Origin of the sequence: Bacillus sp. F19, from assembly GCA_023823795.1 — a bacterium.
In the GTDB taxonomy this organism is placed as follows: domain Bacteria; phylum Bacillota; class Bacilli; order Bacillales; family Bacillaceae; genus Bacillus_P.
On sequence record CP085710.1, the window covers coordinates 4,964,916 to 4,986,825 of the forward strand.

19 protein-coding genes are annotated in these 21,910 nt (G+C 39.2%); 6 read left to right on the forward strand and 13 right to left on the reverse strand.

What is annotated here, in order from left to right:
• Positions 1-15: 15 nt before the first annotated feature.
• Positions 16-831: a bifunctional hydroxymethylpyrimidine kinase/phosphomethylpyrimidine kinase gene (locus LIT25_25490; protein ID USK33805.1), complete on the forward strand. Its 816-nt coding sequence runs from the start codon at positions 16-18 to the stop codon at positions 829-831.
• A 148-nt stretch (positions 832-979) separates the two neighbouring features.
• Here LIT25_25490 and LIT25_25495 read toward each other — a convergent pair whose 3' ends face one another.
• From LIT25_25495 to nfsA, 7 genes are all read right to left on the reverse strand, one after another.
• Positions 980-1,930, reverse strand: a complete 951-nt coding sequence (locus LIT25_25495) for an aminoimidazole riboside kinase (protein USK33806.1) — start codon at positions 1,928-1,930, stop codon at positions 980-982.
• Positions 1,931-2,498: 568 nt separating this feature from the next.
• A complete protein-coding gene (locus LIT25_25500; protein ID USK33807.1) occupies positions 2,499-3,029 on the reverse strand; it encodes a chromate transporter in 531 nt (176 codons plus the stop codon).
• Positions 3,026-3,592, reverse strand: a complete 567-nt coding sequence (locus LIT25_25505; GenBank protein USK33808.1) for a chromate transporter — start codon at positions 3,590-3,592, stop codon at positions 3,026-3,028. Before LIT25_25505 ends, LIT25_25500 begins: the two co-directional genes overlap by 4 nt.
• A 27-nt stretch (positions 3,593-3,619) precedes the next feature.
• The gene (locus LIT25_25510; GenBank protein USK33809.1) at positions 3,620-5,230 is read right to left on the reverse strand and encodes a gamma-glutamyltransferase family protein; all 1,611 of its coding nucleotides are present in this window, start codon (positions 5,228-5,230) and stop codon (positions 3,620-3,622) included.
• Positions 5,231-5,399: 169 nt separating this feature from the next.
• Positions 5,400-5,849 carry an Lrp/AsnC family transcriptional regulator gene (locus tag LIT25_25515; GenBank protein USK33810.1) on the reverse strand — a complete coding sequence of 150 codons (450 nt, stop codon included), beginning with the start codon at positions 5,847-5,849 and terminating at the stop codon, positions 5,400-5,402.
• 163 nt (positions 5,850-6,012) lie between these two features.
• Positions 6,013-6,675, reverse strand: coding sequence for a type 1 glutamine amidotransferase domain-containing protein (locus tag LIT25_25520; protein USK33811.1), 663 nt, complete (start codon positions 6,673-6,675; stop codon positions 6,013-6,015).
• 59 nt (positions 6,676-6,734) lie between these two features.
• Entirely contained in the window at positions 6,735-7,484 is a 750-nt protein-coding gene (gene nfsA, locus LIT25_25525) for an oxygen-insensitive NADPH nitroreductase (GenBank protein USK33812.1), read from the reverse strand.
• 249 nt (positions 7,485-7,733) lie between these two features.
• Here nfsA and LIT25_25530 point away from each other — a divergent pair, with 249 nt between their 5' ends.
• Positions 7,734-9,029, forward strand: coding sequence for a YjiH family protein (locus tag LIT25_25530; GenBank protein ID USK36412.1), 1,296 nt, complete (start codon positions 7,734-7,736; stop codon positions 9,027-9,029).
• A 104-nt stretch (positions 9,030-9,133) separates the two neighbouring features.
• Here LIT25_25530 and LIT25_25535 read toward each other — a convergent pair whose 3' ends face one another.
• On the reverse strand, positions 9,134-10,081 hold the full coding sequence (locus LIT25_25535) for an alpha-L-glutamate ligase (GenBank protein USK33813.1): 948 nt from the start codon (positions 10,079-10,081) through the stop codon (positions 9,134-9,136).
• A gap of 440 nt (positions 10,082-10,521) precedes the next feature.
• Here LIT25_25535 and LIT25_25540 point away from each other — a divergent pair, with 440 nt between their 5' ends.
• Positions 10,522-10,806, forward strand: coding sequence for a spore morphogenesis/germination protein YwcE (locus LIT25_25540; protein ID USK33814.1), 285 nt, complete (start codon positions 10,522-10,524; stop codon positions 10,804-10,806).
• 55 nt (positions 10,807-10,861) lie between these two features.
• Here the strand turns inward: LIT25_25540 and qoxD are convergent, their stop codons facing one another.
• Genes qoxD through qoxA form a run of 4 tightly spaced genes read right to left on the reverse strand, consistent with a single transcriptional unit; the run spans position 10,862 to position 14,844 of the window.
• On the reverse strand, positions 10,862-11,173 hold the full coding sequence (gene qoxD / locus LIT25_25545; protein ID USK33815.1) for a cytochrome aa3 quinol oxidase subunit IV: 312 nt from the start codon (positions 11,171-11,173) through the stop codon (positions 10,862-10,864).
• On the reverse strand, positions 11,163-11,804 hold the full coding sequence (gene qoxC / locus LIT25_25550; GenBank protein ID USK33816.1) for a cytochrome aa3 quinol oxidase subunit III: 642 nt from the start codon (positions 11,802-11,804) through the stop codon (positions 11,163-11,165). Before qoxC ends, qoxD begins: the two co-directional genes overlap by 11 nt.
• Positions 11,805-11,818: 14 nt before the next feature.
• Positions 11,819-13,765: a cytochrome aa3 quinol oxidase subunit I gene (gene qoxB, locus LIT25_25555; GenBank protein USK33817.1), complete on the reverse strand. Its 1,947-nt coding sequence runs from the start codon at positions 13,763-13,765 to the stop codon at positions 11,819-11,821.
• A gap of 20 nt (positions 13,766-13,785) precedes the next feature.
• On the reverse strand, positions 13,786-14,844 hold the full coding sequence (gene qoxA / locus LIT25_25560; protein ID USK33818.1) for a cytochrome aa3 quinol oxidase subunit II: 1,059 nt from the start codon (positions 14,842-14,844) through the stop codon (positions 13,786-13,788).
• Between the two features lie 635 nt (positions 14,845-15,479).
• Between qoxA and LIT25_25565 the strand changes: the two genes are divergently transcribed.
• Positions 15,480-17,669 carry a DNA topoisomerase III gene (locus LIT25_25565; protein ID USK33819.1) on the forward strand — a complete coding sequence of 730 codons (2,190 nt, stop codon included), beginning with the start codon at positions 15,480-15,482 and terminating at the stop codon, positions 17,667-17,669.
• A 519-nt stretch (positions 17,670-18,188) separates the two neighbouring features.
• Here the strand turns inward: LIT25_25565 and bla are convergent.
• A complete protein-coding gene (bla, locus tag LIT25_25570) occupies positions 18,189-19,118 on the reverse strand; it encodes a class A beta-lactamase (protein USK33820.1) in 930 nt (309 codons plus the stop codon).
• Positions 19,119-19,441: 323 nt separating this feature from the next.
• On the opposite strand from bla, the gene LIT25_25575 reads away from it, so the two are divergent.
• Together LIT25_25575 and blaI are read left to right on the forward strand one after the other, a co-directional pair.
• Positions 19,442-21,253 (forward strand): BlaR1 family beta-lactam sensor/signal transducer, encoded by a 1,812-nt coding sequence (locus tag LIT25_25575; GenBank protein ID USK36413.1) that lies wholly within the window; start codon positions 19,442-19,444, stop codon positions 21,251-21,253.
• Entirely contained in the window at positions 21,234-21,614 is a 381-nt protein-coding gene (gene blaI, locus LIT25_25580; protein ID USK33821.1) for a penicillinase repressor BlaI, read from the forward strand. The genes LIT25_25575 and blaI overlap by 20 nt, the downstream gene beginning before the upstream one ends.
• Positions 21,615-21,910: the final 296 nt, after the last annotated feature.

Consider the following 21,910-nt stretch of genomic DNA (forward strand, 5'->3'; position numbering starts at 1 on the left):
GAGGTACACACACTTATGACAATGAAAAAAGCCTTAACATTTGCGGGATCAGATAGCAGCGGCGGTGCTGGTATTCAGGCAGATTTAAAAACATTTCAAGAACGCGGAGTATATGGGATGACGGCTTTAACAGTCGTTGTAGCGATGGATCCGAATAATGAGTGGCATCATCAAGTATTTCCCGTGGAATTAGATACCATTAAAGCTCAGGCAGCAACCATCGTTGAAGGAATCGGTGTGGATGCAATGAAAACAGGCATGCTTCCAACTGTAGATATCATTAAACTTGCTGCTGAAACAATAAAAAAGAATAATCTTGAAAATGTAGTAGTTGATCCTGTTATGGTGTGCAAAGGAGCGGACGAAGTTCTGTACCCTGACCTTGCGGATGCATTGCGAGAAATCCTTACACCGCTTGCAACAGTTGTTACTCCAAACTTATTTGAAGCTGGCCAGTTAAGCGGCATCGGGACAATTACAACGGTTGACCAAATGAAGGAAGCAGCAGTGAAAATCTTTGATTTGGGTGCTAAATACGTGCTTGTCAAAGGCGGCGGCAAGCTTCAGCATGAAAAAGCAGTGGATGTTCTTTATGATGGAACTGAATTTCAGATTCTTGAAGGCGAGCGCATCGATACTTCTTATACACATGGTGCAGGCTGCACGTATTCAGCTGCCATCACGGCAGAGCTTGCAAAAGGCGCATCTGTTAAAGAAGCCATCTATACAGCTAAAGAATTTATTACAGCAGCCATCCGCCATTCCTTCCCTCTTAATGAGTACGTTGGACCGACGAACCATGCTGCATTGCGATTATACGAGAGTGAATAAAAGGAACCGGCCTATGGCCGGTTTTTGATTTAGTTACGCCAGTTTAATATGATGTGACACCTGATTTTTATTGCCGAAAATAAAGACTGCTTATCCAAACGGCAGCCTTCCAGCGCATTATAAATCCCATTTCTTCTAATCAAATACTTTATGCATTGTTTAGAATGTCATTTACCTCTTGAAGAGTCGGCAAAGCGGTCATTGCCCCTTTAACAGATGCAGCCAGTCCTCCTGATACACTTGCAAACCGGCCAATGTCCTGTAACTCATTTTCCGAAAGCGAGCTTAGATTTCCATCATACTCATTTAATTTATATAAAATACCTGAAACAAACGCATCTCCTGCGCCTGTTGTGTCAACTGCATTTACTTTCATTGCATTAATTCTTGCATTCACGTTCTGTGTAAACGCATAGCTCCCTTCACTTCCGAGTGTTACAAGCAGCAAAGGAATGTTATAGGCAGAAAGCTTCTCTACTCCTTTTTCAATCGTTGCTTCTCCCGTTAAAAATTCAAGTTCCTCTTCAGAAATCTTGATCAGATCGGCAGAATCAAACATAGAAAGGATCGTTTCACGTGCAGCATCCTCGTTTTCCCATAAGCTCAATCTTAAATTGGGATCGTATGAAACAATCATTCCGTTCTTTCTTGCAAGCTCAACTGCCCGGATCGTGGCGTTTCTAGAAGGCCCGCTGATCATGGAAATAGAATCATAATGAAGGATTTTACTGCATTCAAATAGCGATTCGTTCAATTCTTCCCATTTTAAAAAACGGTCTGCACTTGGATCAATATAAAAATCAAAAGAACGCTCTCCATTTTCAGCCAATGTAATAAATACAGCCCCTGTTCTCGCTTCATCTGTCAGCAGCATATGATCTGTATGAACCCCAAAAGAGGCTAAAGTATCTTTTAAAAAAGTCCCGAGTACGTCATTTCCCACTTTTCCAAGAAAAGCAGACTCAGCTCCAAGTCTGGCTAACCCAACAGCAACGTTTGCAGGCGCACCACCTGGGCTCTTTTGATAGATCAAATTATCTGAATCAACTGGAATGAAATCTATTAATGCCTCTCCTAAACTGATAATCCCTTTTTTCATGAATGCAGCTCTCCTCTCAAGTGAAAAAAATCAGGCACCAAATAGCCTGATTTTTAGTTATAGCTTACTCAATTCTTTTTTTAGATAACAAGTCCTACTTTGGTTTCTTCTTCTTTTCTTCCAACAATGCTGAAAAAGCACAAATACATGTGTTTTTTGTAAATTCGTGTAAACGTTTTTAAAGTTTTTGTTAAATTATTAGATATTCACACCTTATTCCACAATTCGACAACGGTTATCCACAGAAGTTATCAACATATCCACAAATTCTATCCACATTTTGTGTGGGTACAATTGTTCCCCACTATATATGCAGAGGAAATACATTTATTCACAGGTCTGTTGATAAGTCTAAAACTATTGTGGTTAACTCAAATTTAACACAAGAAAAGCGGAACCGCCGTTTAGCTCAGGCATGGCTGAAAAGTCCGGGTTTGACTTTTTGGCTGGATTTGTTCTGGCCGAGGAGCTGGGCGATGGAGCTAGACATCGAACTGCAAATTTTTTTTTGCTAACTATAAAAAACCCTCTTCCATTTTTGGAGAGGAACCAACAGAATGGAACCAGACTATGAAAGAAAAACCCCTCCATAAAGCAGAGCTCCGGCTATGACATAGGCAGGATGAACTTTCATTTTTTCAAGCAGGACGAAACTAAGGATAAAGAGCAGCAGAGTATGCCAAATTCCAAAACCAAGAACTGCATTATCCAGGAATTGATAGGTCATGACTCCAAGCATAACCGCGATGACAGGCCTTACAACCGTGGAAAGCCTTTTTACCTGAGGCGATTCCTTATATTTCATTAAAACCTTTAAAAGAATCAGCATTAAGATCAATGAGGGAGCAATAGTGGCAAACAGCCCAACTGCTGCCCCAAGAAAGCCTCCCTGCTGATAGCCGATAAAGCCGGCCATTTTTGTTGCGATCGGGCCTGGGAGTGCGTTTCCAAGTGCCAGTGTCTCACTGAATTCACTGACGGTCTGCCATTCATAGCGGTCGACAACTTCTTTTTCAATAAGAGGAATGGAAGCTGGACCTCCGCCAAACCCGAAAATGCCCGGAAGGAAGAAAGCCAAAAAAATGTGCCAGTAAATCATGAATGCATCCCCTTCTCGTTCTTTCCACCGCTTTTCTCTTTATAAAAAATAGCCCACATCAGCAGAACGCCAATTAAAATACCCGGATGAATATGAAGAGCTTCCATTAAGACAAGGGATGCTCCCATAAGGATAACCGTTTTAACCAATCCAAAGGACTGCGATGATTTCTTCGCGAAATCCCATGTAAGAGTTAGCAGCATGACAGCAACGACCGGCAGAACGGCTTGAGACATTCCTTTGACCCACGCCTCATCTTTATAAGCATTTAAGGCTGTCAGCAGTAAAATCATCAAGAATACGGTTGGAAGCGCTGTTGCAATTACAGCATTCAGCATGCCTGCATAGCCTCCGATCCGATATCCGATGTAACCGGCCATTTTCGTTGCTATTGGACCCGGAAGTGTATTCCCGAGTGCCAATACATCTGAAAATTCATCATCATTCATCCATTTAAATCTTTCTACCACTTCTTTATGCACAAGCGGAATGGTCGAAGGACCACCCCCAAACCCAAGCATGCCTGACCTGAAAAATGCGATGAAAATATTCCACTGTTCCACAAAAAGGTCACCTCATTCTCTCTTCACTTACCAAGACGCAATTGATCCATCTGCTCTTGGCTCTGTACCGCCAGTAAGCACACCTGTATCAGGATTCCTCCAAATAATCTGTCCGCGTCCAAATTGGCCTGTATCCACTGTCTTTTGAATTTGATGCCCTTTTCGGACTAAAGCCTGGGCAAGATGCGAAGGAAAATGCGGCTCAACAAGGACCTTTTTTTCCTCAATCCACTGCCAGCGCGGTGCATCAAGAGCTGCCTGCGGATGCAGGTGAAAATCAATGGTATTCATGACTACCTGCAGATGTCCCTGCGGCTGCATATACCCGCCCATTACTCCAAAAGGCCCGACAGCCTGATTATCCTTTGTCAAAAAACCCGGAATAATAGTGTGGTAGGTTTTCTTCCCTGGCTTTAAGGCATTGGGATGTGTTTCATCAAGAGAAAAATCATGCCCTCGGTTTTGCATAGAGATCCCCGTTCCCGGAATCACAACGCCTGAACCAAATCCCATGTAGTTGCTCTGTATGAAAGAGACCATATTGCCTTCCCCGTCTGCTGCCGCCAAATAAACAGTGCCTCCCCTTGCAGGCTCATATGCTTCCGGTAAAATCGCCTCATCTTTTATTTCTGCTCTTCTCCTTTCTCCGTATTGTTCTGACAGCAGCTCTTCAGTTGTGATCTTCATCTCTTTTGGATCTGTTACGTATGCTTTCCCGTCTGTAAAAGCGAGCTTCATCGCTTCAATTTGTTTATGGTATGTATCTGCATTGTCCTTCTCGGTTACCAAATAGCCTTTTAAGATATTGAGACCAAGCAAAGCGACTATCCCCTGGCCATTAGGCGGGATTTCCCATACGTCATATCCTTTGTAATGCACTGAAATCGGATCGACCCATTCTGCTTCATAAGAAGCAAGATCTTCTTTTGATAGAAAACCTCCATGCTTTTCGACAAAGGAGCTGATTTCCTCTGCTAATCGTCCGCGGTAGAAGCTTTCCCCGTTCGTTTCTGCTATCTCCCTTAATGTAGCTGCATGATCTGGAGAACGCCAGATTTCCCCGATTTTAGGGGACCGCTGATTTGGTGCAAATGTAGTAAACCACGCTTCAAACTCAGAACCTGTTAGAGTGGTTTTGAATTTTTCATAAGCAAGAGACCAATATTTTCCCAAAATTGGAGTCAAAGGATATCCTTCTTCAGCATATGCAATCGCAGGAGAGAGCACTTCTTGAAGAGGAAGTCGCCCAAACCGCTTTGATAGCTGTACCCAAGCAGCAGGAGCACCTGGAACTGTTATAGGAGTTACTCCATGAACAGGCATTTTTGGGTATCCTTTAGCCTTTACAGCCTCAATGGAGAGCGCTGATGGGGCAGGGCCGCTTGCATTTAGACCATACAGGTTCCCATTTGTCCAAACCAGAGCAAATGCGTCTCCTCCAATTCCATTAGAGGTTGGCTCTAGAACCGTTAAGGCTGCGGCAGTTGCTATCGCCGCATCGATAGCATTGCCGCCTTTTTTCAGGATATCCAATCCAGCCTGCGCGGCAAGAGGCTGTGAGGTTGCGACCATTCCATTTTTCGCAAAAACAGTCTGCCGCTCTGAAGGATATGGGTGATTTAAATAATCAAAGTTCATATTGTCAGATCCCCTTATAGTCATAGTGTTTTAAAATCTATCCATAAGCAAACAATTGTTAAGCATCTTTCTTTTTATAGTTAACTTTTGTAATATCCATCTCCTATTTTAGATTATATCTGAATATGTTAAATATTCAATCTATTCGAGGTGCAAACAGCTCACTAATCTATAATTTCAGTCCATTCCTGCTCTTAAATCTGCGGAGTAAGATGTGGCTCTCAACCCTCGTTATCCCTTCTAAAGCATAAAGCTCATGATTAATGAATTTTTCAAGAGCCGTGAAATCCTCAACAAGCACGTGCATATGAAGAGTACTCGGTCCTGTCATTTGATAGCAGCTCACGACTTTAGGATTGTCTGCAAGCATTTCAGCAACCTCTAGTAAAAAGGCAGGCTCACAATCCACTTCAAAGAATGCAGATACAGACCTGCCAACCTTCTCTGAATTGACGACTACTGTAAATCTTTCGATTACACCCTCATTTATTAATTGATTGACTCTTTCTCTTACGGCAACCCGGGAAAGCTCTAACTCTTTTCCAATATCCACATAGGACATGCGGCCATTATCCGTCAGCAATTTTATGATTTTCCGGTTGGTCTCATCTATTTTCAATCTCCCCACCCCTTTCATTAGAAGCCATGTCTAACCCTCCAAATAATAATTTCATTATACTCACAGCAGCTTTTTTAAAAAAGGTGTTCCATTAAAAGTTTCTCACGTTCCACGTGAAACAAAAACCAACAAAAAAAGACCAATTAAGGTCTTTTTCAGCAGTTTATTTTGATAACACTCTGACAAATTCTTTTGCCGTATTTGTACTTGATTGCGGATTTTGACCAGTAACCAGCTTACCGTCAACTTCTACATGCTCAGTAAATTTTGGAGTGGTCACAAATTCTGCACCAAGCTCTGTAAGCTTTGTTTCTAAAAAAAAAGGCATGTATTGATCCAATTTGGTGTCCACTTCTTCTTCATTCGTAAATCCAGTTAATCGTTTGCCATCCACTAACGGTTTTCCATTTGAAAGGACAGGACCAACGAAACCAGCAGGACCGTGGCAGACAGCGCCAATGACTTTATCAGATTCTGCGAAATGAACGAGCAGATCCTGCAGTTTTTTATTAGAAGGGAAATCAAACATGGTTCCATGACCGCCAGGAAGGAATATAGCTGCATACTCATCTGCTTGAATTTCATCCAGCATCTGAGTATCTTTCAGCCTGCTGATGGGCTCTGACCATATATCCTGTTCCACGCCTTCTAAGCTGCTGGGATCAAGAGGAACATCTCCGCCTTTAGGACTTGCTACGGTAACCTCATAACCATGCCCTGTAAATTCCTCATACGGTTCAGCAAATTCTGACAGCCAAAGGCCAGTTTTATGTTCATCTGTAATTTTGTTTGCAGTGGTCACAACGACTAAAATTTTTTCTGCCATTCTTACCGCTCCTTCATGAGTAAAATCAAATTTATTCATACGAAGTAAGTTTTCCCGGCTTATCTTTTATTAAACCCTTTTGATTCAACAAACTCTTTCATATACATTCTCGCCGGCTTAGAAAGCATGGCTGCCATTAGACTTGTCCAAGTATCCGTTCTCTTTCCTTCAGTCCGCTCATGGTAATAGGAGGAGATGACGCGATTATAGTCTTCTAATTGCCGGATATATTTTCCGCCGTCGGATTCGTAAGCTTCTTCATGGTATATATGTTCCGGCTGAATTCTTGGCTTTTTATCCGGATTTTGGGCCGGATGGCCAACAGCAAGCCCAAATAGAGGCACGACTCTGTCTGGTGTTTTAAGCAGCTCTGAGACCTCGTTTAAGCTATTTCGCAATCCTCCGATATAAACGGCGCCAAGTCCCATCGATTCAGCTGCAATGACTGCATTTTGTGCTGCAAGCGAAGCATCTATTGCAGCCACCATGAATTTCTCTGTGCTCTCGAGCGTTTCATCTAAGTTCACGCCTTCCATCTCAGCCAATACTTCATGCCGATGCAGATCTGCGCAAAAAATAAAGAAGTGTCCGTTCCGAGCGACATAAGACTGATTGCCTGCAAGCTCTGCCAATCTCTGTTTTGTTGCTGGATTTTTCACGCCAATTATGGAATACGCTTGAATAAAACTAGAAGTCGAAGCTGCCTGGGCACATTCAATGATTGTTTTGATTTGTTCATTGCTGAGCGGTCTTTCTTCAAATTTTCGAATTGAGCGATGGGATAAAATCGTGTCAATTACTTGGTTCATTATTCAGGTCTCCTTTATTATTTGTTTTAACTATCTTACCTAAGTTCTGATCATCTTGCAGTTAATAGGATTAAGTAAGTTTTGTACAGGGTATTGTTTACGTGAAAATACAGGAAATTTGCTTAAAAGCATTGGCGTTTTCGCCAAGTTGTATTAAAATAACATACGTTACATAAATATGTACTAGAGTAAGGAGCACACAAATTGACATCACGGACTAAAAGCACAGTGAAATTTATCATCCCTTCTATGCTTGGAATTCTATTATTTATGGTTCCAATTAAATATAATGATGAGGTTACCATTCCAATTGCTATCCTTTCTGGGATTCTTCAGAAGGCACTTGGTGAATTTTTGCCTGCCATTATGACAGTCATCATTATATTAACTTTAATAGGTACTCTTATTGCTAAGACAGCTAAACCTGGTTTTGTTAAAAGAAGCCCCTTCTTTACAGCTTTGTTCGATGTTCCTGTAATATGGGTTTTCGCCAGATTAATTGGAGCTATCTTTGCCGTGCTGACTTTATTTAAAATCGGACCTGAATGGATTTGGTCTGAAAATACCGGCGGACTTCTCTTAAATGATCTTCTTCCGATATTATTTTCAGTATTCTTTTTTGCAGGATTATTGCTGCCTCTTTTGCTGAATTTCGGTTTGCTTGAGCTTTTTGGTTCATTGCTTGCCAAGTTTATGAGACCTGTATTTAAATTGCCAGGCAGATCCTCTGTTGATTGCGTCGCATCCTGGCTTGGCGATGGAACAATTGGCGTATTGCTGACAAGTAAGCAGTACGAAGAAGGCTTTTATACGAAACGTGAAGCTGCCATTATTGGCACAAGTTTCTCTGTCGTTTCGATTACCTTCAGTTTAGTTGTCATCTCTCAGGTAAACCTTGGACACATGTTTGTCCCATTTTATTTAACTGTTACGTTTGCAGGAATTATTGCAGCTTTAGTTCTGCCTAGAATTCCTCCATTGTCCACTAAACCTGATACTTACTATCACGGTCAGGATAAAAAGATCACAGAAGCTGTGCCTAAAGGTTTTACCCCATTTAGCTGGGGCTATAAACAGGCACTTGTTCAGGCAGATAAAAATAAGAGTGTCATTTCTTTCATTCAAGATGGTACAAAGAATGTCCTTGATATGTGGATGGGTGTTGCCCCGATTGTCATGGCACTTGGAACTCTTGCATTAATGGCAGCGGAGTTCACACCCGTATTTGATTGGCTTGGGATGCCGTTCATTCCCCTGCTTGAACTGATGCAAATACCAGAAGCAAAAGAGGCATCCAAAACACTTGTTGTCGGATTTGCAGATATGTTCCTGCCTACTGTATTAGCAAGTGAAATTACGAGTGAAATGACCAGATTTATAATAGCTTGTGTCTCTGTTACCCAGCTTATTTATATGTCTGAAGTCGGCGGGCTGCTGTTAGGTTCGAAAATCCCGGTTTCATTTAAAGATTTAGTGATTATTTTCCTTCTTCGGACATTCATTACACTTCCAATTATTGTCGGAATTGCACATTTGTTGTTTTAAAATTTCAAAAAACGCATGGAACTTTTTTGGTCCGTGCGTTTTTTGATTTGCTGTGAATTCTGCAGTTTTTTATCATTTTATAGATGATTCAGCATTCTTAGATCTTAAGCCGTCACTGCTGTCTTTTCCAATTCAGCCTTAAGCAGCTTGGCAATCTCAAGCATGCCGTACTTCCCTGCTGCTGCCTCTGCATCACCATTATAGTTAGTATTTGTATTTATATCGTACGTATAAATGGTTCCGTTCACATCGCGGATGAATTCGATTCCAGCTACCTTAATATTGTTTGCTTCCAGCATGCTTTCATATTTAGCGATGATCGGATCATAAAAACCTTCTACAATTTGAAAATTTGGTTTTTCCGGCACTTCTTCTCCAACAGGGCAGAACAAGTCTCCAATTTGGCATGCATCAGCAGGGCAGAGCTCAAAGCCTTCTGAAGTATCCACACGCACTGCATAAAGGAACTTGCCGTTTACAAACTCACAGCGGGTGATATATGGCTCTGGAGCTTGAATGTATTGCTGAATTAACGTAATGCCATCCACAGGCTCTTCAAAATTTGGACCTGCAGCATATTGCTTCAAGGCCTCCACTGAATGGAACAGCTGAACTCCAAGACCTTTCCCAGCCCGGTTATGCTTTGTAATAAACGGCTGTCCCTCAAATTCTTTGGCTGCGTTCAAGATGGCTTCTTTACCCACAGCTGCAATCGTTTTTGGGGTTTTGATGCCGTGCTCATTTAATGTCATATATTGAGCAACCTTGCTTACTTCTAATTGAATCGAGCGGCTGCCGTTAATTACTCTGCGATTATGTCTTTCGAGCCAGGACAATACAGATGCCGTAAGTTCTGGAGCAAATCGGTGACCCCTGGTGTGAGAAGATGCACTCATCCGGTTATAAAAAATCCCTTCCGGAGGTGCTTCATCTAAGTTAATCATGCCTTGATCCAAATGCCATTCTTCATAGGGCACCTCAAGCTCGTCCAGCCTTTTTGTCAGGTGAACCGTCCACTCTTTGTTTTCATGAATGATGTAAACTTTACTCAATTTAATATCCCCCATCCACTATCGTTTTAAATTAGTGTAATCCTACTATATCGATCAATTATCTGTCAATTAATTGCCGCCTTAAGTAAAGTTGGATTTTGTTGAATTACTCCGATGACATTAAGACGTACTTAAAAAAGTATACATTGCGAAAGTGAGCATAAAATGCGGAAAAGCAGGAGGACTTTAAACTTGAAGATATGGGAAAGTTTCAGAGAGAAATAATCCAGATAGAAGCAAAAGGAATAAAAATGACTATAACCTATAGGTATTTTCAGTATTTTCAAAATTTATTTACAAGAAATAGTTAGAAGTACTGGAATTTTAATACTGGTATGATATACTAATTGTAACAAAACGTTCACAAAGTGTTTCTCAGTTTGTCACAATTAAAATAAAGTAAGCGTTGACAAGAACTATATAAAAGGGAGTTGTTAAAAATGGATGTATTTTTCGTATATTTACTTATTGTAAGTGCTACTCCGCTATTCTTGTGGGATCAGCGTAAAAATCTGGCACTCCTTCACATACCGTTTATTTTATTGCTTTGGGTGTACTTCGGCATGTACGCAACAATGGATCTGAATATGGCCATGCACGTATTTGGAGGTTCTCTATTTTTTATTAATCTAGTTTTTGCACATGTTGCAGCCTATCTCATTTATGCAAAACCAATCATCAAACGCAAAACAGACCCTAAAAACAATCTCGATCTCATTAAATAAACAATCATGCAAAAACACCCTGACCAATTCCGGTCAGGGTGTTTTTGATTATATTTTAATGGTCGTTCATAACCCATACAGATCCAAGAACTGTTACTACTGCAACAAAGATCGCGAAAGCTGTATTGACTACCTGAACGTTTCCGCTTTCTGATTCCGTCATATGCATGAACATAAATAGCTGGATGCCAGCCTGAAGGAATGCAAGTGTGAAAACAACAGCGATTTTTACTGATAATGCATAATCAGTATATAATCCAAGCCATAAAGCTACAAGTGTCAATACGATCGAGGAGATAAAACCAATTACGTGACTCCAAGGAAAGTGGTTGTGACCCTCTGCCGTTTTTTGCTGATTAGTGGCCATGTGGACTTAATCCTCCCATCATAAGGAGCAAGTACACTCCAGTAAAGATGAAAATCCAGACAACGTCTAGGAAATGCCAGTAAAGACTTGAGATAAACAGCTTCGCAGATGTTTGAGGTGTTAACCCGCGTTTCTTTATTTGCATTAAGATAAAGCTGATCCAGAATATCCCTATAGTGACGTGAAGTCCATGGGTTCCTGCCAAAACGAAGAATCCAGACCACATTGCACTAGCCTGCAATGTAGCACCATGGTGAACATATTCTACAAACTCATAAATTTCATACCCGACAAAGCCTAAACCTAATGCCAATGTGATAATGGTCCACATAATAACGCCTTTTTGATTATGACGACGCAATTCGTGAATAGCAAGACCACATGTGAAACTGCTTGTTAACAGCAGGAACGTCATAATCAGTACGCCTTCGATCTTGAAAAGATCAGTTGGCAGAGGTCCGTCTGCTGTCATCGGTGCTAATACAAAGTAGGTGGCAAAGAGCGTTGCAAACAGCGCAATTTCAGCACCTAAGAAGATCCAGAAGCCCAGAATATTCAATCGGCCAATTTCCGATTGATATTCAAGAGGCAAATTTGGATCATGTTCTTCATGATGATGTGCATGTTCCATAATTCACGCCTCCTTTACACAGATATTTTTTGTTCTGTTTCTTTTATTTCGTCAACACTTACATAGAAACCATGATCTTGTTCAAACGATCGGAGAATCATGCAAGCAAAAATTCCTATTAAACCTGCAATAGCTGGAATCCACCATTGGAAAACAAGAGCGAAACCGCTGATGAAGAAGAATACTGACATAATAAACGGTCTGCCTGAGTAGCTAGGCATATGAATTGGCTTATATTTAACTTCTTTTTTCTTGCCTGTTTCTTTTTCTTCCATTTTCATGTGCCAGAATGCATCAAGACCCTTAACCTCTGGTATAACTGCAAAGTTATAATGAGGAGGAATCATGGTAGTTGTTGCCCATTCAAGCGTACGGCCATCCCATGCATCTCCTGTTTGCTCACGTGGTGAGTAACGGAAGCTGTAGTAGATGTTATAAACAAGAACAACAAATCCTAATGCCATTCCAGCTGCACCGATAGATGCAACAACATTAAGATCAGTCCAGCCGTCTGCTGCGCCGTATTGGGAAATACGTCTTGGCATACCTGCTAAACCTAGGAAATACATCGGGAAGAAGCATAAATTAAAACCGATTGTAAAGAGCCAGAAGCTTACTTTACCGATTCTTTCGTTCAGTTTATGTCCAAACATTTTCGGATACCAGAAAACCAGACCAGCGAAACATGCAAACACAGTACCCGCAATTAATACGTAATGGAAATGAGCAATAAGGAAGTACGTATTATGATACTGATAATCTGCTGCAGCCATCGCAAGCATAACCCCTGTTACCCCGCCGATTACGAAGTTTGGAATAAATGCAAGTGACCAAAGCATTGGTACAGTAAATCTGATTCTTCCTTTGTAAAGTGTGAAGAGCCAGTTAAAGATTTTAACACCTGTTGGTATGGCAATCGCCATTGTCGTAATCGAGAAGAATGAGTTAACAAGCGCTCCTGAACCCATTGTAAAGAAGTGATGGACCCAAACGACAAAGCTCAAGCCAGAGATAGCTACGATGGAGATAACCATCGCTTTGTAGCCGAACAAGGTTTTTCTTGCAAACGTCGAAATAATTTCTGAGAAAATACCGAATGCCGGCAAGATAACGATGTATACCTCTGGATGTCCCCAAACCCAGAACAAGTTTGCCCATAGCATTGGCATACCGCCATTCTCAAGGGTGAAAAACGCTGTTCCGAATAATCGGTCAAACGACATCAATGCAAGTGCAACCGTTAATACCGGGAAAGCGAACACGATAATCAAACAAGTGATTAAAGATGTCCAAGTAAACATAGGCATACGCATTAGCGTCATACCTGGTGCACGCATCTTAAAGATTGTGACCATAAAGTTAATACCTGTCATAAGTGTACCGATCCCGGCAATCTGAAGTCCGAGGAGGTAATAGTTCTGTCCAGGTCCAGGACTTGCTTCTGCTCCCGCGAGAGGCGTGTAGCTCGTCCAGCCTGCATCAGGTGATCCGCCAATAACAAATGAAATGTTAAACAGCATGGCACCAATAAAGAATGTCCAGAAACTTAAGGAGTTAAGATACGGGTATGCCACATCCCGTGCTCCAATTTGCAGAGGAACAACAACGTTTATTAATCCAATCAGGAACGGCATCGCCATAAAGATAATCATAATTGTTCCGTGTGTTGTAAAAATTTCATTATAATGCTGTGCATTTAAAAACTCTGATCCCGGAAGCGTAAGCTGAACACGCATAAGCAGCGCGTCAACCCCTCCGCGGAACAGCATCAGAATTGCAGCAATGATGTACATAATTCCAAGCTTCTTATGGTCGACAGTTGTAATCCATTCTGTCCATAGCCATTTCCACTTTTTAAAATAAGTGAGTACGAAAATAACGGCAATCGAAGTTAATAAAATAGAGATTTGCGCTCCTAAAATCATCGGATCGCCGGTTACAATAAATTCATCCCATTTCATAGTTGGTGTTTCCTCCCTTCTCAGTGAGAATCGTGTGCTGAATGATCTTCAGTCTGTTCTTCTGATTCATGTTCTGAATGATCTGTTTCCTGTTCGGAGTGGTCTTCTCCATGTTCTGAATGACCTTCTGATTTAATAGAATGATCGATGTTCATTTCTTTATTTGGATCTAATTTCTCTAAATGATCCACTTCATCATGCTTGTGCAATTCATAGCCGGATTGCTCGCGGACTCTTACTGCATATTCTGAGTCTTTCGAGTGATCCACCCAGCCAAGATGCGTGTTAGAGAATGTCATTTTTCCGGTTGTTCCCGGAAGCATTAGCTGATCATATTGATCTTGTGTTAATTCAGGAGCAGAGTCTTTCGTTTTCTCTACCCAGTCTTCAAATTTATCTTCAGGCATAGCTTCTACATTGAATGTGTGTCTTTCAAAGCCTTTACCTGTAAAGTTTGCATTTCGTCCTGCATATGTTCCAGGCTCATCTGCCTGAAGGAAAAGCTTTGTCTGCATTCCTGACATCGCATATTTCTGTCCGCCTAATTGAGGAATCCAGAATGCTGTCATCGTATCAGCAGATGATAGTTTAAATTCAACTGCACGATCTTCAGGAATGTTTAAGTAGTTAACTGTTTCAATCCCCTCTTCTTCATAAGAGAAAATCCATTTCCAGTCAACAGATGTAGCATGTATGACTAAAGGTGCCTTGTCTTTTGAAGACTCAGGAGCCTCTTCTAGTGCATAGATGGTTTGCACTGTAGGAATTGAAAGTGCAATAACGATAAGGATTGGAATAACCGTCCATACGATTTCAAGGAATTTGCTTCCTTCCATTTCAGGCGGTTCATATTCCATGTTGTCTTTGCGCTCACGATACTTCACAACAATGATAGTAAACAGAACAAAAACAACAGCTAGAATGAATAGCATAAACCCTATCGACAAGAGAATAAGGTCACTTTGTGCAGCTGCAACTGGCCCTTTCGGATCTAATACGACGAGTTCACTGCATCCGCCAAGTAAAAAAACAGAGAGTAATAGACCTAACGCTAAAAATGGTTTAAACAGCTTGAACACCAGGTTCACCTTCCTTCCTAAATAATAACTGATTTCACTATTATCCGGATGCTAAAAGAGCATGCCTCTAAATTATTTCAGAAAAACGATGATTTCGTTTTCTTTTCCTCTATATGCTAGCAGAGCAAGCTTCCTGATGTGATGCCATTTCTTAAATGTCACGAGAATTTCATCAGTCGTTCAAACAAATGTCACATTTTTTTCATACTTTAGTCATATTTATGTAATTCCTTGCTTTTATTGGAATTAAAAGTGCTTTAATGAAAATTTTTCTTTTTAAGGATAAGTTAGACAGCGGGTTTGTCAAACCTTTTTATACCCTATTTTATATGTGATCAAATTAACAAGAGTCTTCCAAACTCTCAGTTTAGAAGACTCACTGTAAATTTCTGTGAAAGCATGGGAAGACAGTCTCAGCTAAAAAACCAAGTTAAGATTTATTCAAATATAGAAACTACAATTTCTCCTAAAAAGTTAAATGAGATTTCTAAAGAAAATATACGCTTAAAAAAAGAAGTTGAAATTCTCAAACAAGTGATGTCTATTATGTCCTCTAAATAGGAGTGTATGGGCAATTTCCTCCTTGAAATTATGTTATATTAGACGGTAAATAGTTAGTAAGGGAGTTTGAACAAATGTCAAAAAGTGTGGTAATTGCTGAAAAGCCTTCAGTTGCACGTGATATTGCAAATGTATTGAAGTGTAATAAAAAAGGCAATGGATTTTTAGAAGGCGATAAATACATCGTTACGTGGGCATTAGGACATTTAGTTACACTAGCAGATCCAGAGACATACGATATTAAATATAAAACATGGAAACTAGAAGACCTTCCTATGCTTCCTGAACACATGAAGTTAGTTGTCATGAAACAAACTGGAAAGCAATTTAATACTGTTAAAACACAATTAAATCGCAGTGATGTGAATGAAATAATTGTGGCTACTGATGCAGGGAGAGAAGGAGAATTAGTTGCTCGTTGGATTATTGATAAAGCAAAAGTTCATAAGCCTATCAAACGTCTCTGGATTTCTTCTGTAACAGATAAAGCTATTAAAGATGGATTCAATAACTTAAAGCCTGGTAAAGCTTATGAAAACTTATATATTTCTGCAGTAGCACGTTCCGAAGCTGACTGGTATATCGGTTTAAATGCAACTCGTGCTTTAACAACAAAATTTAATGCACAATTAAACTGTGGACGTGTTCAAACACCAACAGTTGCAATGGTTGCAGCACGTGAAGATGAAATTACGAATTTCAAACCTCAAACATATTATGGAATTGAAGCCCAAACAGATGGACTTACTTTAACGTGGCAAGATGCAAACGGAAATAGTCGTAGCTTTAATAAAGAAAAGACTGATGCAATCGTGAAATCACTTGGAAGTAAAGATGCAAAAGTTGTTTCCATTGATCGCAAAGCAAAGAAAACATTCGCACCTGCTCTATATGATTTAACAGAGTTACAACGTGATGGGAATAAACTCTTTGGCTATTCTGCTAAGGAAACATTAAACATTATGCAAAAACTGTACGAGCAACACAAAGTCTTAACTTATCCCCGTACTGATTCACGTTATTTATCTTCAGATATCGTTAGTACGCTTCCAGAGCGTTTAAAAGCGTGTGCTGTAGGTGAATATCGTTCTCTTGCAAATAAAGTGTTAAATAAACCTATTAAAGTGTCAAAAGGGTTTGTAGATGATAGTAAAGTAAGTGATCACCATGCCATTATTCCAACTGAGAGTTATGTAAATTTTTCATCATTTACTGACAAAGAACGCAAAATATACGACCTTGTCGTGAAACGTTTCTTAGCTGTTTTATATCCTGCATTTGAATATGAGCAATTAACAGTGCAAACGAAAATCGGTGATCAAAAGTTTATCGCTAAAGGAAGATCAGTGATTAATTCTGGCTGGAAAGAAGTTTATGAAAACCATTTTGATGATGAAGAATCAACAGATGATGTAAAAGATCAGCTATTACCTCGTATTGAAAAAGACGATGTATTAAAGACAAAATTAATCACTCAAACGTCAGGCCAAACAAAGCCCCCTGCACGCTTTACTGAGGCGACTTTACTATCAGCAATGGAAAACCCCACGAAATATATGAAAACAAACGATAAAAAGCTTGTAGACACGTTAAAATCGACTGGTGGACTTGGTACAGTAGCCACTCGTGCTGATATCATTGATAAATTATTTAATTCGTTCTTATTCGAAAAACGTGGCGGTAAGGAAATCTATATCACATCTAAGGGACGTCAGCTTTTAAATTTAGTGCCAGAAAAATTAAAATCTCCTGCGACAACAGCTGAATGGGAACAAAAGCTTGAGCTAATCGCAAAAGGGAAACTGAAAAAAGATGTGTTCATCAATGAAATGAAAGATTACACAAAAGAGATTGTCAGTGAAATTAAAACTAGTGATAAAAAATATAAACATGACAATATCTCAACGAAATCTTGTCCAGACTGTGGTAAGCCAATGCTTGAAGTGAATAGCAAAAAAGGCAAAATGCTCGTCTGCCAAGATCGTGAATGCGGTCATAAAAAGAACGTCGCTCGCATAACTAACGCACGCTGCCCTCAATGTAAAAAGAAAATGGAACTACGTGGTGAAGGCGACGGTCAAATCTTCACATGTAAATGTGGATATCGCGAGAAACTATCTGCTTTTGAAGCAAGACGTAAAAAAGAGTCTGGTGGAAAAGTGGATAAACGCTCTGTCCAAAAGTATTTAAAACAACAAGAAAAAGAGGCTGAACCGATTAATAATCCATTTGCAGATTTATTAAAAGGGATGAAGTTTGATTAAATTATCAAAATAGAAGTGCCTATCTAGAAGTTTAGATAGGCACTTCTATTTTATTATGTAAAATGTGTTGAGAGATAATAAAGTTTGATAAGACACGCCTAATAATCTTGATAAATAAACAAACGAAAAGAGATTGTTTTGAAAAAAGATGATCAAAACAGGCTCTTCTTATATAAATTTGAATAATTCTTTTATAATAAATTTCGATCATTTTTGTGTTCCTTAATGAACTAAAGCACCTTATAGTTTAAGTACATTATTTCACAATCTTTCTTAAGGAATAAAAAAAGCGGCCTTCATCTTAAAAGGTCACTCATCGTTAGCTGTCCATAAAAAATTGAATGTTGAAGCCAGGAACTGCCCTGTTAGCCAACCATGCTGCACTTCATAGCACCACAGATAATGAAAGACTTTCGTTCTTTCATGGGAGTTGAAGAAGGGTCACCATAACAATCGTTATAGGAATTAATCTACTAAAAAAGGTCTACTTAACGTAACCTTTTTTAGTACAATCATTTTCTATTTATTTTTGACTTTAAGGGCCTTAATTACTTCTTCTGTTGCCTCAGCAATAAGCTCGTCGTTATAATCAGCATCTTTTTTATCACGACTTGAAAGTACAGCAAGAACAATAGGATCTCCTTTTGGTGGCCAAATGATCGCAATGTCATTTCTCGTACCATATGATCCTGCTCCAGTCTTATCAGCCACTTCCCAACCTTTCGGCACTCCAGCACGAATTAATGCATCTCCAGTAGTATTTCTTTTCATCCAATCTATTAAAAGTTCACGTTTCTCAGTTGGGAGTGCATCTCCCAGTGTAAAAGCCTGAAGACTAGTAGCAAGTGCTCTTGGTGTACTCGTATCATGAGTTTCACCTGGATTAACTTCGTTTAACTCTGGCTCATATCGCTCAGGATTGGTAACATTATCACCAATTTCCTCCAGTGCTTTCTTAAATCCAGTCGGTCCCCCCAGTTGCTTAAGTATGAGATTCGCCGCAGTATTGTCACTGTATCTAATAGAAGCATCGGAAAGCTCCTTAAGAGTCATCCCCGTATCAACATGCTTTTCTGTAATCGGATTATAATTAACAAGATCCTCACGTGTATAGGTAATTCTTTGATTAAGGTCTTCTATTGATTTCTGTTGTAAAAGTGCTCCTACAGCTAGAGCCTTATGAGTAGATGCATAAGCAAAACGCTCATCTGGATGATAGGTTACTGTTTGGTTTGTACCAGTATCCAACGCAAAGACACCAAGTTTAGCATCAAATTTTTCTTCAAGCTTAGCAAAATCATGATTATTGGCAGTTTCTTGTTTTTGGGGTTTAGTTAATTCAGCATGAACGTTATTGTTTGAACAACCTACAAGCGTTGCACATGAAAGAAATAGTACAGCAATTTTTCTGAATGTGGAAGTACTAAAAATGTTGCTCAATGATTTCATTAAAATTCAACCTCTTTCTAAAAAATATTTATTATGTATTCTCCTGGGATAGCAGCCGGATCTTTAACTCTTGCACCCTATCTTTTGTTCATGATGTAGACCTCCTAATTATTTGATTAGACTCTTATGTACGAATTGAAAAAACAACCTCATGCAAGGAGTTTTAACGGATTACATTTGTAGTCTTATTACATCTGTAGTATAGTATTACATATGTAATCAAGTAAAGTCAATTCTTTATTTTTTTACCATCAAGCCACTATAAATATGCTATATACCTGTTTTTTGAAATTTAAAAATCAAGAGAGTTGGTATTGAAGGACATGTTTTTAACTCATTTTATAATAGGTCTATTGGTGTCTTCATTTTCCGTTACTGTTATTCTACTTATACGAAAATGGTTTGGAAGACAATTAACAGCAAAATGGTACTATCATTTGTGGATGTTTCTTTTTATGGCTTTAGCACTTCCATTCATACCTACTGATTTATATAATTTTAGTTCTCTCTTTAGCGGTGGGGATACATATCAGACTAATGCACCCAGCTCTAATATGGAAACAACTGGAACAGATATGATACAGGGCCTACACCTAATACAAGACTTTTCTGTATCGGTCAATCGGCTGGACCTGTCCTTACTTAATATGGGAGTGATGGGTTTATGGATGTCAGGGATGCTTTTATTTACCTTTACTATGGTTCGTGGATGGCTCACACTTAGAAGGATAAAGAATTATTCTTCTGCGTTTTCCAATCAAGAAGTTCTCGTGCTTTTCGAAGAATGCAAGAAAAGACTACAGATTAAAAAATCAATAAAGATTGTTATTTCGAAAAGAGTCCAATCTCCAATGATATTCGGACTTTTTCAAACATATATCGTCTTACCTTCTCAGCATGAAAACTGGCTTAGCCTGAAAAATTACGAGTATATCTTTCTTCATGAACTGAATCACTATAAAAACAAGGATTTGCTGACAAATTACGTGATATTGTTCTATCAAATCATTTATTGGTTTAATCCCCTTGTCTGGCTTGCTTTTAGAGAAATGAGATTGGATCGGGAAATCGCATGTGATACATCTGTTTTACAGTTACTAGATGATAATTCATTTAGTGAATATGGAAATACAATCATTAATTTTTTGGATCTTTCAAAACGGTCAAGCAAGCTACAGTTAGTGACACAATTAAAAGGTTCGAAGCTTCAAATCAAAAAACGAATTGAACACATTTCTGCCTATAAGCATTCCGCAAAAAAATCAATAAGAAAAAGCGTCTTTATTTATGTGTTGGCCAGTATCATTTTGACAATCCAATTACCTTTCGTTTCCGCATTTGCGACGGAAAACGACCGATACTATTTTAATAATGACGGAGCAGTTTATGAGGATTTACATCAATTCTTTAAAGGGTATGAAGGAAGCTTTGTTTTATATGATCATAACGCACAGCAATATCGCATTTATAATGAAGAGAAAAGTACGTTGCGGGTATCACCTGATTCCACATACAAAATCTATAGTGCCTTATTTGCACTAGAATCAAATGTGATATCACCCGAAGAATCCACCCTTTCATGGGATGGGACGGAGCAACCCTATGACGCTTGGAATATGGATCAGGATGTCTCATCTGCTTTACAAAAATCTGTAAACTGGTATTTCCAAGAATTAGATCGTAGAACAGGATTTGAAACAATACAATCCAATCTACAAGAGATAAACTATGGAAATTCCGATGTATCTGGGGAATTTGGTGAATTCTGGCTCGAATCCTCATTAAAAATTTCTCCAGTCGAGCAAGTCCAACTGCTGCAAGCCTTTTATTACAATCAATTTGGATATAAGGAAATGAATATCCAAGCTGTGAAGGAAGCACTACTCTTAGAAAAGAATGAAGAAGCTCGCCTATCAGGAAAAACAGGTACAGGAGCAGTGAATGGAAAAAACATCAATGGTTGGTTTATCGGGTATGTAGAGACGAAGAACAATACTTATTTCTTTGCTACCAATATACAAAATGAAGATGATGCATCTGGAAGCAAGGCAGAAGAAATTACTTTATCAATTTTAAAAGATTTAGGAATCTATAAAGAAAATGGAGGGGAGAAATATGGAGAAAAACATTCCTAGTATATCAGAATCAGAATGGGAAATCATGAACGTGCTTTGGGATAAAGCCCCTCAAACAGCGAATGACATCATATTTTCCTTACAGGAGAGTACCGATTGGAAGCCGAAAACCATACGCACTCTTCTCGATCGATTGGTTCAAAAAGATGTAGTAGGTGTCAATAAAAATCTAAGAGTTTACACATTTTACCCGCTCTATACACAGGAAGAGTGCCAGCGTGCCGAGACCGAATCATTTATCAACCGTATCTATGGAGGTACCCTGAAATCCATGCTTGTCCAATTCATTCAGGAAGATACCCTATCTGATGATGATATCAATGAACTACGCTTTATTTTAAATAAGAAACCTAAAAAGTAATAATATTAAAAAAGTCGATTTGGAAATTTTTCCAAATCGCTTTTTTCGGTCGAAATCGAAATAGCGGGAGACATATTTCTCATGTAATTATTGCATTCTTCTCTGTAAATACTACGCCCGTTAGTCATAAACTAAAAAACAAGTGTAGAGCTACACACGAAAGGAGCCATTAACTATGAAGGATGTACTTTATTCAAGATTTTGGAATCACATTAATTATAGTTTAAATAAGTTAAACTAAAAAAATTGAAACAGATTGCTTTATTACTTAAAACTTTAAATTATTCTCACCCCAT

Excerpts from the sequence above, each read along its gene's own strand:
- LIT25_25490 (USK33805.1), top strand. The coding sequence starts at position 16 with ATGACAATGAAAAAAGCCTTAACATTTGCGGGATCAGATAGCAGCGGC.
- LIT25_25495 (USK33806.1), bottom strand. The coding sequence starts at position 1,930 with ATGAAAAAAGGGATTATCAGTTTAGGAGAGGCATTAATAGATTTCATT.
- LIT25_25500 (USK33807.1), bottom strand. The coding sequence starts at position 3,029 with ATGATTTACTGGCACATTTTTTTGGCTTTCTTCCTTCCGGGCATTTTC.
- LIT25_25510 (USK33809.1), bottom strand. The coding sequence starts at position 5,230 with ATGAACTTTGATTATTTAAATCACCCATATCCTTCAGAGCGGCAGACT.
- LIT25_25520 (USK33811.1), bottom strand. The coding sequence starts at position 6,675 with ATGGCAGAAAAAATTTTAGTCGTTGTGACCACTGCAAACAAAATTACA.
- nfsA (USK33812.1), bottom strand. The coding sequence starts at position 7,484 with ATGAACCAAGTAATTGACACGATTTTATCCCATCGCTCAATTCGAAAA.
- LIT25_25530 (USK36412.1), top strand. The coding sequence starts at position 7,734 with ATGCTTGGAATTCTATTATTTATGGTTCCAATTAAATATAATGATGAG.
- LIT25_25540 (USK33814.1), top strand. The coding sequence starts at position 10,522 with ATGGATGTATTTTTCGTATATTTACTTATTGTAAGTGCTACTCCGCTA.
- qoxD (USK33815.1), bottom strand. The coding sequence starts at position 11,173 with ATGGCCACTAATCAGCAAAAAACGGCAGAGGGTCACAACCACTTTCCT.
- qoxC (USK33816.1), bottom strand. The coding sequence starts at position 11,804 with ATGGAACATGCACATCATCATGAAGAACATGATCCAAATTTGCCTCTT.
- qoxB (USK33817.1), bottom strand. The coding sequence starts at position 13,765 with ATGAAATGGGATGAATTTATTGTAACCGGCGATCCGATGATTTTAGGA.
- LIT25_25565 (USK33819.1), top strand. The coding sequence starts at position 15,480 with ATGTCAAAAAGTGTGGTAATTGCTGAAAAGCCTTCAGTTGCACGTGAT.
- bla (USK33820.1), bottom strand. The coding sequence starts at position 19,118 with ATGAAATCATTGAGCAACATTTTTAGTACTTCCACATTCAGAAAAATT.
- LIT25_25575 (USK36413.1), top strand. The coding sequence starts at position 19,442 with ATGTTTTTAACTCATTTTATAATAGGTCTATTGGTGTCTTCATTTTCC.
- blaI (USK33821.1), top strand. The coding sequence starts at position 21,234 with ATGGAGAAAAACATTCCTAGTATATCAGAATCAGAATGGGAAATCATG.